The following is an 11,084-nucleotide window of genomic DNA, read 5'->3' as shown; positions in this document are numbered from 1 at the left end:
CATCATCGCGAGCTCGCAGCCGCCGCCGAGCGCATAGCCCGCGACCGCGGCAATGGTCGGCTTGCGGCAACGGGCGACGCGGTCGCCGCCGATGGCGGTGAAGTCGCTGTTGAACATGTCGATGAAGCCCTTCGGCTGCATCTCCTTGATGTCGGCGCCGGCCGCGAACGCCTTCTCGCTGCCGGTGATCAGGATACAGCCGATCTTGTCGTCGGCCTCGAGATCGTCGACCGCCGCGGCGATCTCGCGGAATACGCCGAACGAGAGCGCATTCAGCATTTTCGGCCGGTTCAGCGTGATGACGCCGACCGGTCCCTTGCTTTCAACAATGATGAATTCGAACATAGCCATGGACGCAAACCCCGTGCCTGATTTGCCGGGCAATGTGCCCGCTGACGGGATGCGCTTCAAGTGGCTGAAGCGAGGCTTTGGGCTGCGGTGCGGCGCCCCCCGCGCCGCACCGCAGGCGCCTCCGCTAGGCCATGAACATGCGCGCGGCGGAGGCCACCGTGAGCAGGGCACCGAAGCCGATGAAGATCTTCCCGATCAGCGAGGTCTGGTCCCAGCTCGCGCTGTCGCTGCTCGCCAGAACCGGGGCCGGCTTGGGTGCAGCCACGGCAACCGTCGGCGGCGGCCCGGGTGGTGTCTCCTGTTGAGCGGTCTGCGGCTGGGCCGGCTGCGGCTGTTCCGCCGGCTGCTCCTGCTGCAGGGCGCGGTCGACCTCGTTGAGCTGGTCGGATGCGACCACATTACCGTCGGACTGGTCTGCCGGCTTGTCGGCCGCGGCAATCAACACATTGGCTTTCACCGGCGTCGCCGCCGCATTGTCGTCGCCGGAGGTCAGCTCCGCATTGGCGTTGGCGACGGTGGCGGGAATGCCTGCCGAGGTGACCCTGCCGGCGTCGTTATTGGTGGCCTTCTTGCTCTCGGACTTGTCGGCCGTCTTGGAGGACTGGCGACGCGCATGGCGCCGGCCATGCCGGGAGCTCTGTTGCGCGGACTTCTCGGTCGTTGCGCTGTCGGATTTCGATGCCGATGCGTCCGAACCGGCCGCATGCGCCGCCAGCGGACCGGCGAGACCTACGAAAAGGCCTGTCAGTCCTGTCGCAACCATCAATGCCAAGCGCCCGCCGGCTTTGATCTTCATTTTGATGATCTCCCCATGTCGCCCGCCCAAGGGCGAAAAGAGACCCCGCTGCGTGTCCACACCGGGGCAGAAAAAGGGAATCTTCGGGCATCCGGGGGCAAAAGCTGGGCAATTTCTTCCCAGCGGCCCATCGACGGCAGCAGCACCGATGCTTGTCGGACCGATCGGTGTTATGAGCCGTGACGTCTGGAAACCCGCCGGAGCGATTCTTTGAGGCCGATCCTCGGCGCGGTCTTGCCGGTGGATGGAGATCACGAATTCGTGATCATCTGGCATGCCGCGTAACGAACTGAAAGATCGGCCGAATTGCAATTCAGGAGCCTGCGTGCGCGAACGTGAGGATGAATGGACCGGCCTGATGCGGTCGGCCATTTCAGGCGATGATGCGGCGTATCATCGTCTGCTCAAGGCCATCACGCCGGTACTCCGTGCCGCAGCGCGCCGCGGCCTGGCGCGCGCGGGACAACCGGTCGATCAGTCCGAGGATATCGTGCAGGACATCTTGTTGGCGGTGCATTTGAAGCGGCAGACCTGGGACACCAGCGCGGCGTTTGCGCCCTGGCTGTTCGCTATCGCGCGCAACAAGCTGATCGACGCGCTGCGCCGCCGCGGCAAGCGGATCTTCGTCAACATCGATGATTTCGCCGAGACGCTGCCCGGGGAAACACCGGAACCGACGGCCTCGCCGAGCGAGGTGAGCGCCCAGTTGCAGGCGTTGCCCGCGCGGCAGCGCGAGGTGCTGCAATCGATCGCGGTCGACAGCGCCTCGATCAAGGACACCGCGGCGAAATTCTCGATGACCGAGGGCGCGGTGCGGGTCGCGCTGCATCGCGGGCTTGCGAGCCTCACTGCGAAATTACGGGATCGATGAGCATGGATACCGATCAACTCATTCGAACCCTTGCCGCCGACAATGCCTATCGCGCGCGTCCGATCGGTCTTGCGCTGATGCTGGCACTGCTGGCGGCGGCGCCGGTCTCGCTCCTGATCTTCTTCGCCGAACTCGGCGTGCGGCCCGACGTGATGAGCGCGATGCACAATCCGTTCTTCGACCTGAAATTCGCCGTGACGCTGGCGCTCGCCGCCTCGGCGATCGCGGTCAGCCTGCATCTGTCGCGCCCGGAGGCCTCGCTGCGCGGCTTCGGCTGGTGGCTGCTGATTCCTGCCGGCATCCTCGTCGCCGCCATCAGCGGCGAGATGATGATGCCGCAGCGTACGCCGATGATGACGCGGCTGATCGGCAAAAATTCGATGGCCTGCATGACCGCGATCCCCGCGATGTCGCTGCCGCTGCTGGTCGGCGCGCTGTACGGGCTGCGGCAGGGCGCGCCGGCGCGGCCGGCGGTCGCCGGCGCGATAGCCGGCCTGCTCTCGGCGGGGCTGGCGGCGACCGTCTACGCGTCGCACTGCACGGATGACTCGCCGCTGTTCGTCGCCACCTGGTACACGCTGGCGACCGCGATCGTCGCGAGCGTCGGCGCGCTGATGGGAAACCGGGCGCTACGATATTGAGCAATCGTAGTCGGGCTGGAGCCAACGGGTCGCGCCCGATAACAGCTCCGCGAAATCCGGCTGCGCCCTAACCTCCCCCTTGAAAAGGGGAGGTCGCTTTGCTCATCGGAGCAAAGCGGGTGGGGATCAGTTCTCTCCAAGGGCAGCGTCGCCTGCGGCTGACCCCCATCCCGACCTTCCCCTTTCAGGGGAAAGGGGAAGAGAGCTTCGTAGCCCGGATGCAGCGGAGCGAAATCCGGGGCAGCTTCATCCGCGGATACAGGTCCCCGGATTGCGCTTTGCTGCATCCGGGCTACGGGAAATCAGGCCGCTGGCGCGGACTGCTGCATGCGATGGAAGCGCAGCACCTGCTGCGCGGTCGACGGCCGCAGCCGCTCATAGGTGTCCTTGCAGGCCTGTAGATCGGTCGGCTCGCCGCCCGAGATGTCGTCGCGCAGGTTGATGATCGCCCGCACTGTCGACCATGACAGGCCCGAGACCTTGGCCAGGATCATGACGCCCTCGGCGCGGGTTTCGATCATCATGTTCTCGGCGACGCTGACCGAGACGTTGGCGAGCGCGGCGAGCGAGGCGTTGGTCTCGTCGAACTTGCCGGCCTCGGCGAAGGCTGCGAGCTGGAATTCGTCGAGCCGGCCGTCCTGGTAGAGCGACTTGACCAAGGCATGTGCGATCGTGGTGTCCGGCGTCACGGCGGCCGGCGCCGAGCGCGCGCGTCGCGTCGCTTCCTTCACCGCGATCGGAATCTCCTTGGCCTGCTGCGGATTGGCAGCCTCGAGCCGCTGCCTGACCGCGTCCGAGGCCTTGGCGACCAGCTTGAGATAGAGATGCCGCGGAATGTTCGGGCGCAGGCCGACGCAGGTCGACAGGTTGTCATCGCCCTCGGCGCGGCTGACCAGGCGGGTGAAGCCGCGCTCGGTGAACTCCGCGCCGGGATTGTTGACCGCGCTCTGGATCACCTCGTCATTGCCGCGCAGCACCAGCACGTCGGTGACGGCGCCGCTCAGCGTCTTGCGGTTCGAGATCGCGAGCAGATGCGCCTGGCTCTTGCTGCGCGCCGTTTCGATCAGGGTGTCGTCGTCGAGCCGCGGCGACAGCGTCAGCACGGGGCCCGCGACCTCGATCAGGTCGTCGAAGGCAAGGGTGCGGATGGTCTGCGGCGGTGCAGTGTCGATCGGGGCGAGGCGGTCGGCGAGCAACGCCTTGGCCGAGTTTTCGATGTGCTCGAGCAGGCATTGGAAAACGTCGTCGAACAGCACGATCTGCTCGTTGGAATAGTTCACCGAGCCGTTGATGAAGAGGTCGGTCACGCGGCGCAGCGTCTCGACGCGGCGTGCGACGGTGCCGTGCGCGAGCGTCGTCTGCAGCTCGTCGAGCAGACTTTCGGGGGCGGTCTCGGGCTTCAAGCTCATGACTCTGTCCTGGAGCAGTGGCGACGGCTTCTCCGGCGCCGAAGAGGAAATGGAGGATCTCAGGCGCTGGCGACGCGGTTGCGTCCCCTGGCCTTGGCTGCGTAAAGCGCGCCATCGGCGCGGGCGAGCAACGTATCGGAGTTTTCGCGCGGCTTGAGCGTCGTGACGCCTGCGGAGATCGTCACCCGCATGCCGGGCGAGAATGCGCTCCAGTCGAGATCGGCGATGATCGCGCGCAACCGCTCGAGCGCGCGCATCGCCTGATCCTGCGACAGGTCGGGCAGCACCAGCAAGAATTCCTCGCCGCCGTAGCGGCCGAAGCGATCGACGCTGCGGAGGTTGGCGAACATGCCGATGGCGAAGGTGCGCAGCGCCTCGTCGCCGATCGGATGGCCGTAGACGTCGTTGATGCGCTTGAAATGGTCGAGGTCGATCAGCGCAACCGCGCAGGAGCTGCCGTTGCGCGCGCAGCGCGCGATCTCCTCTTCGAGCGTGCGCATGATGCTGCGGCGATTGGAGGTGCCGGTCAGTTCATCGAGCTCCGCGAGCTCCTCGATGCGCCGATAGGCCTCCTTCAGCTTCAGTCCGCTCTGATACAGCGATTGCTGCATCGAACTGGAGAAGATGCCGAGGCACATGCAGCGCCCGATCGTCAGCGCGAACACCAGCATGGTGGCGAGGCGATCGATCCGGGTCGCGGTCGGCATCCCGATCGCCTTGTCGGTGCCGAGGAACAGCGCGGCGAGGCCCAGCACCATGACGGTCCAGACGATCGCGGTCTGCCGCGCCGAGGTGCGCAGCGCGCCGAAGCCGAACACCACGAACAGGTTGCAGAGGAACAGCACGCCGACTTCCGGCGCGATGTAGGTGAACACCAGCAGGTTCACCATGTTGACCGCCGATTGCGGCGCGACCAGATAGTGGTCGCGGAAGCGCTCGTGAAAGCCGCGCTCGGAGAGCACCACATAGACGGCGACCAAAGACAGGCCCGTCAGCGCGTAGCCCGCTGCCACCCAAACGGATGTAGTGTTGCCATGCGCGTAGATCAGCAGCACGACGGCGTCGAGCACGAAGCAGGCCGCGATCATCGACTGGATCTGGCGGCGCTGCTTGGCCCGGCGGGCCAGCCGCTCGGCCGTCAGCCTTGGACGGCCGCTTTCCGATGCGCCCGCGATCGGGCTGGGAAGTGACGACGCAGCGCTGCCCATGGTCCCGCCATTGGTGAAATCCGGCGAAAATCTACGTGGGAAAGCCTTTAGGTTTGGTATCTTTTGGAACCGAATCTACCCCGGTGTAACCCGGTCATCGCCCTTGTTTCGTAAGGGGAATCCGTTCGCGGAGGCGAGGCGGGAGCGATGTACGGCAAGCGTGCGCCGCGGCGGACTTCGTGACGGTGCTGGCTTGCCGATAAAGCCTTGGTATGGTCGCGCCGGATGGTGCCTGTCCGCGAGAGTTTTCACTATCATGATACCGTTTATCGAGTCTCGGTTGATTTTTCCTCATTGGAAGCGCCGACTGTGGCATAGATCACACATGCAGTACGGACATTGCCGTAATGTGAAGAATCTTGGCTCTCGCGTCGAACCACGCACCCCCCCCTTCAGACCAACTTTGCGAGACGGCCATTGAGCGCGACACAGGCGGCTTCAGACGACGTTCTGATCGCTCGGATCGCTCAAGGCGACCGGCTTGCCATGCAGGTGCTGTACGGGCGGCACCATGTCAGGGTGTACCGCTTCGGGCTTCGGCTCGTGCGGGACGAACAGGTGGCGGAAGACCTCATCAGCGAGGTCTTCCTGGACGTGTGGCGTCAGGCGGGCAAGTTTGAGGGACGATCCGCCGTTTCGACCTGGCTTCTGGCAATTACCCGGTTCAAGGCGTTGTCTTCGCTTCGGCGAAGGAAGGACGCCGAACTGGACGATGAGGCCGCGAACGCGATCGAGGACACGTCCGACGATCCGGAAACGGTAGTGCAGAAGAAGGACACCGGTGACACGCTGCGTAGGTGCTTGACGGGACTATCGGCGGAACATCGGGAAATTGTCGATCTTGTCTACTATCACGAGAAATCCGTGGAAGATGTCGCTGAGATCGTGGGGATTCCGGAGAATACCGTGAAGACGCGCCTGTTCTATGCGCGCAAGAAACTTGCCGAGTTGCTGAAGGCAGCCGGTGTCGAGCGAGGTTGGCCATGATGGCTGCGAGAACAAAGGTGCAAGAGCCTGACGATATCGAGATGCTGCTGCCCTGGCACGCGGCCGGCACGCTGAACGCGCGTGACACGCGCCGCGTCGAGGACGCGCTCGCGAGCGATCCGGAGCTCGCCCGGCAATATGCCGTCATTCGCGAGGAATATGCCGAGACCATCGGCCTCAACGAGAGCCTCGGTGCACCCTCGGCACGCGCGATGCAGAAGCTGTTCGCCGCGATCGATGCCGAGCCGGAGCACAAGCCGTCGATGGGCGCGCGCATGTCGGCCTCTGTCTCGGAGTTCTTTTCGAAATTGTCGCCGCGGACGCTGGCGTGGTCGTCCGGCCTCGGTGCGGTCGTGGTGTTGTTGCAGGCGGGCGTGATCGGCGCGGTGCTGATGCGCAGCCAGCCGGCTTTGTTTCAGACGGCGTCGCTCGATGTCGCCGAGCGCAGTGCGCCGGTCGCGCCCAGTGCGCCGATCACCCGCGACCTCGGCGCCAGCGTGGCGGCGACGCCGACCCGGCTGCTGGTGCGTTTCACGCCCGATGCCAGGGTCGCCGACATCACGTCGCTGCTCGACAATTACCAGGCCTCGATCCTCGACGGGAAGGGCGGGATGTTCCGGCTGCAGTTCCGCGCAATGGACAAGAGCAGCGTCGCTGCGCTGATTGCGCGTTTGCAGAAGGAGAAGATCGTCAGCCTCGCGGTCGAAACGCCGTAACCGGCAGCTGACGGTTCTGCGCCGAGTTGAGGTCACCATGGCCGCCAACGGCCGGACCAGATCGACGAACCACGCGATCGCCGCGGCCGCAGCATTGTTGCTGGTCTGTGTTGCCGGCTCCGCCTCCGCCCAGAATTTCATGCGATCGCCGACCGGTGGCGCGCCACAGGTCTCGCCCGGGTTGCGGGCCAATCCCGGCATCGGAAGGCTTGGTGGCAATCCCGCCGGCGGGTTCGGCGGCCCAGTTGGCCGCATGCCGCCATCGGTGGACCGCGGCCCGGCCACGTCGTGGACCGACGATGGGCCGCGACCGCGCGTGCCGCCCCCCGTGCGCCCCGCGCCCCGTCTCTCCGCCAATTGCGATGACGGTGATCGCGGCCAATGTTCCGACCGGCCGGTTGCCGGCAACGGCGGCGGGAAGGCCGCAGCGCGGAAGGGCAGGGCCGGCGGTGGCGGCAGTTTGCGTGCGCAGGATGCGTCGAGCGTGCGAACCGTGCCGAATGAGCTCGTGGCCGAAATCGACGGTGCATTGACGGCGGCGGAGGCAGATGCACTCGCGCGCCGTCATGGGGTGAGGCGGATCGCCTCGCAGAATGTCGCGCTGCTGGGGGCGACGATCGGCCTGTTCCGCATCCTGGGCAATCGTTCGGCCGAAATGGCGAGCCGCGAGCTTGCAAGCGATGCCGGCGTGCGCTCCGTGCAGCCCAACTACCGTTACGCGTTGCAGGACCAGAAGGCGTCGGGCGGCGGCGATCCGGCGCAATATGCCCAGACACAACTGCATCTGACCGCGGCCCACAAGCTGGCGCGCGGGATGAATGTCACCATTGCCGTGATCGACTCCGGCGTCGATGTCGCTCATCCGGAGCTGGCGAACACGGTCGCCGATGCCTTCGATGCGCTCGGCAGCAAGGATGCTCCAAACGCCCACGGCACCGCCATTGCCGGCGCGATTGCGGCGCGTGTCAGGCTCACGGGGAGCGCGCCGGAAGTGCGGATCCTGGCGATCCGCGCCTTCGGTGCGGTCGCGGGCGGCGCCGGGAGCACGTCCTATGTGATCCTCAGGAGTCTCGACTACGCGGTGGCGCATGGCGCGCAGATCGTGAACATGAGCTTCGCCGGACCGAAGGACGCACTTGTCGAGCGTGCGGTGGCCGCCGCTGTGGCACGGGACGTCGTGCTGGTCGCCGCGGCCGGTAATGCCGGCGCGACATCGCCGCCGTTGTATCCGGCCGCCCATCCCGACGTGATCGCGGTCAGTGGCACCGATGCCGGCGAACGGCTGATGGCGGCCTCGAACCGCGGCAGCCATATCGCGTTGGCGGCCCCGGGCGCCGACCTTCTCGTGCCGGTGCCTGACGGCAAGTACCAGCTGATGTCGGGCACCTCGTTTTCGGCTGCGTTCGTCAGCGGCATTGCGGCCTTGGTGCTGGAACGGAATCCGGCGTTGAAGCCCGCCGAGGTGCGAAAAATCCTCACCACCTCTGCCCGCGATCTCGGGACGCCTGGACGTGACGATCTGTTCGGTGCAGGGGAGGTGGATGCGCTTGCCGCGGTGATGGCGGCGACCAGAGCTCCCGTTGCCTCTGCCGCGGACAAACCGTCGCAGCCTGCACAGCAGGCGGACGGCAATAACACTTCCGTGAGCCGCACGTCGACTGAACCCGCGCCGTCGATCGCATCAGAGGATTCCACTGCAAATCGCCGTGCTGCGCAGTGATTTTCGACGCCGAACGCGTGCAACGGTGCGATGGAACCGCGGCGCGAGAAGGTTAAAAAAATCGCCGGCGATTTGAACGTCCGCCTTCCTGTCACGACTTATGTGTGTGGGAGCGGTTTAACCCTCCCCGGCTATATCAGGCGCGAGCGCCCATCCACCCCAAGCGCCCATATGGCTTTGACCCGTCCGGTTGTCCCCCCGGACGGGTCTTTCATTTTGGCGGCACCCTTGCATGACGGACTCGACGGTGCGCGGCACGATGGCGCCGACCGATCGCGGAGGGATGGGATGGGCATGCGCGCAACGGCGGCGGCGGTTTGCTGTGGATCATTCCGCCCCAGGAGCGGTGCGCATCGCCACCACGGCAAGTCGATGACTTGAGGCAGTTCGAGCGAGAAACTCCGTAGTAGAGCGGACTTCTTCGATCGCCCGTTCGCGATTAAGAATTTAGTTAGACTTTATTTACCTTTTCCACAGAATATCGGCGTCACGTCCAGTTGATTCGGTTCGGTTGCGTCTGCGTCCGTTTCTTTTCCCGCGGGCAACTTGAATGACACATCGGACCGACGTGGCCAGAGGCCAGGAGATCGTTGCACGCTGGTGCAACCTCGCCGAGCAAAGGCTGGAGCACCTTACCGAACTGTTCGATACCGGGCGCTGGCGGCGCTATCACAGCGAGCAGGCCTTTCTCGAGAACATCAGGGAAGCCCGCGCCGCGGTCGACATCTGGCGCGAATTGCTGACCCGCGAAGCCTCGCTCGACAATTCGCCGATCGACCTGTCCTGGCTCGGCCGCGGCAGTTCGAAACTGCCGCCGCCTGACATCTCGCCGATGTCGGAGCGCCGGTCTGAGGCGGCAGTCCTGGCGGAGGCTGCGATGACCGCGGTCGCTGCCGCGCTGGAGACCGTCGCCGAGGTCCTCGAGGAGCCGCCCACCGTTGCCGACGCGCCGCCGCTGGAGATGCCCCCTCCGGCGATGCCCCCGCCGGTGCTCGATCTCGACACCATCCAGCGACGCTACCCGCTGCTGCGCAACGCGCTGTAGGCGGTCGCTTTAGCGCTTTTTTTGAGCATGATCTCCGCGCTTGTCGCGAGGAAAAGCCGCTTCGCATTTTCCGGATCTAGCGCCGCACCGCGTTCGCGCCGACCACGAGCTGCGCATATTGCTGGGCGCCGCCTGCCGACAGATCCGGCGTGATCGGGCGGGCATGGTCGAGCCCAACCACCGCGCCGCGCAGGGTTTCCGAGATCATGTTGTTGTTGATCAGCGCGGAGCCTGCGCCCGGCACCACCGAGACGCCGATGCCGATGGGGGCGTTGCGGACGACGTTGCCCGTGATGGCGACGTCGCGCAGATATTTGCCCCAGCCGGCGACGATGCCGAAGGTCGGCGCATTCTCAATCACATTGCCGGTCACGGTGCTGTCGGCCTCGACATAGATGCCGATGCCGGCGCCGTCGTTGGGGTCGGTGCCTGCAGGGCGCTTCGGCAGCAGGTTGCGGATGATGTTGCCCTGGACCACCGCGATGCGGCCGCCCTCGTTGAAATTGCACACGGAGACGCCGATCGCGGCGCCGTCGACGATGTTGTTGGCGATGACCGCGGCCTCGAACGAGAACTCCGAATAGAGCGCGACCTCGCGGACATTGCTGACGCTGTTGTCGGTGATGTGGATGTTGGAAGCCGAATTGCCGCGCACCGCCGAGAAGTCGCAGTTCTTGATGCGGTTGCCGCGCACGATCACGTTGCCGGCGCGGAAGGCGTTGATGGCGTTGCCGTACTGCCCGGAGCCGCCGGGGCCGGCCTTGATGTCCTCAATGCGGTTGTCTGCGACGATCGAGCCGTCGTCGCCGATCGCGGTGCGCAGGATCTCAATGCCGTTGTCGTTGGTGCCCTTGATGGTGTTGCGCGACACCATCAGGCCGATCGCGTCGAACGACACCAGCGCCGTGGTCGCGATCTCGGTGAAGACGTTGTTGCTGACGTCGCCCGACATCTGCTCGAACCAGATGCCGTTGCCGCCGCTGCCGGTGAACCGGCAATCGGTGATGCGGATGTCTCTGCCGGACAGGCAGTGCACGAGGCCGCGCCGGTTCGGCAGCGGCACGTTGCCGCCGTCGAAGGTCAGGCCCATCAGGACGATGCCGCCGGCGCCTTCGCCCTCCAGCAGCGAGGCGCCGCCGTTGAGCACCAGTCGGCTGGCGCCGCGCACGCCGATCAGCTGGCTGCCGGGCGCAAGCCGCAACAGGCCGGTGCGGTAGACGCCGGGCGGGAACGCCAGCGGCACCTGCGCCCGTGCGGCATCATCGATCGCGCGCTGCAGATTGCGGGTCTGGTCGTCGGGGCCGCCGGGGCGCACGCCATATTGCGTGACGTCGCGGCCG

10 protein-coding genes and 1 pseudogene are annotated in these 11,084 nt (G+C 65.8%); 6 read left to right on the top strand and 5 right to left on the bottom strand.

The features are described 5' to 3' along the window. A pseudogene (locus tag AKL29_RS45965) lies at window positions 1-279 on the bottom strand (enoyl-CoA hydratase-related protein); the annotation flags it as partial. 196 nt (window positions 280-475) lie between these two features. After that, window positions 476-1,423 carry a hypothetical protein gene (locus AKL29_RS33460; RefSeq protein ID WP_347337000.1) on the bottom strand — a complete coding sequence of 316 codons (948 nt, stop codon included), beginning with the start codon at window positions 1,421-1,423 and terminating at the stop codon, window positions 476-478. A 49-nt stretch (window positions 1,424-1,472) separates the two neighbouring features. Between AKL29_RS33460 and AKL29_RS33455 the strand changes: the two genes are divergently transcribed. Continuing rightward, window positions 1,473-2,018 carry a sigma-70 family RNA polymerase sigma factor gene (locus AKL29_RS33455; protein WP_028331663.1) on the top strand — a complete coding sequence of 182 codons (546 nt, stop codon included), beginning with the start codon at window positions 1,473-1,475 and terminating at the stop codon, window positions 2,016-2,018. 2 nt (window positions 2,019-2,020) lie between these two features. Beyond that, a complete protein-coding gene (locus AKL29_RS33450; RefSeq protein WP_028331662.1) occupies window positions 2,021-2,659 on the top strand; it encodes an NrsF family protein in 639 nt (212 codons plus the stop codon). A 302-nt stretch (window positions 2,660-2,961) separates the two neighbouring features. Here AKL29_RS33450 and AKL29_RS33445 read toward each other — a convergent pair whose 3' ends face one another. Both AKL29_RS33445 and AKL29_RS33440 read right to left on the bottom strand, forming a co-directional pair. Next, window positions 2,962-4,068 carry a DUF2336 domain-containing protein gene (locus tag AKL29_RS33445; RefSeq protein WP_028331661.1) on the bottom strand — a complete coding sequence of 369 codons (1,107 nt, stop codon included), beginning with the start codon at window positions 4,066-4,068 and terminating at the stop codon, window positions 2,962-2,964. Between the two features lie 59 nt (window positions 4,069-4,127). Continuing rightward, complete coding sequence (locus AKL29_RS33440; protein WP_050387104.1) at window positions 4,128-5,276, bottom strand: GGDEF domain-containing protein; 1,149 nt, start codon at window positions 5,274-5,276, stop codon at window positions 4,128-4,130. A gap of 417 nt (window positions 5,277-5,693) precedes the next feature. Between AKL29_RS33440 and AKL29_RS33435 the strand changes: the two genes are divergently transcribed. The 4 genes from AKL29_RS33435 to AKL29_RS33420 all read left to right on the top strand — a co-directional run bounded on the left by AKL29_RS33435 (window position 5,694) and on the right by AKL29_RS33420 (window position 9,744). Next, on the top strand, window positions 5,694-6,263 hold the full coding sequence (locus tag AKL29_RS33435) for a sigma-70 family RNA polymerase sigma factor (protein ID WP_016843228.1): 570 nt from the start codon (window positions 5,694-5,696) through the stop codon (window positions 6,261-6,263). Continuing rightward, window positions 6,260-6,979 carry a hypothetical protein gene (locus tag AKL29_RS33430; protein ID WP_050387103.1) on the top strand — a complete coding sequence of 240 codons (720 nt, stop codon included), beginning with the start codon at window positions 6,260-6,262 and terminating at the stop codon, window positions 6,977-6,979. The genes AKL29_RS33435 and AKL29_RS33430 overlap by 4 nt, the downstream gene beginning before the upstream one ends. Before the next feature lie 37 nt (window positions 6,980-7,016). Continuing rightward, window positions 7,017-8,699: a S8 family serine peptidase gene (locus AKL29_RS33425; protein WP_050387102.1), complete on the top strand. Its 1,683-nt coding sequence runs from the start codon at window positions 7,017-7,019 to the stop codon at window positions 8,697-8,699. 550 nt (window positions 8,700-9,249) lie between these two features. Next, the gene (locus AKL29_RS33420) at window positions 9,250-9,744 is read left to right on the top strand and encodes a TIGR03809 family protein (RefSeq protein ID WP_028331656.1); all 495 of its coding nucleotides are present in this window, start codon (window positions 9,250-9,252) and stop codon (window positions 9,742-9,744) included. 76 nt (window positions 9,745-9,820) lie between these two features. On the opposite strand, the gene AKL29_RS33415 is transcribed toward AKL29_RS33420, so the two are convergent. Further along, on the bottom strand, window positions 9,821-11,084 hold a 1,264-nt coding region (locus AKL29_RS33415), incomplete at its 5' end, for a TIGR03808 family TAT-translocated repetitive protein (RefSeq protein ID WP_244482562.1).

Origin of the sequence: Bradyrhizobium pachyrhizi, assembly GCF_001189245.1 — a bacterium.
Classification (GTDB): domain Bacteria; phylum Pseudomonadota; class Alphaproteobacteria; order Rhizobiales; family Xanthobacteraceae; genus Bradyrhizobium; species Bradyrhizobium pachyrhizi.
Note: the sequence above shows the minus strand (reverse complement) of the source record. Positions and strands in the feature narration are given on the sequence as shown.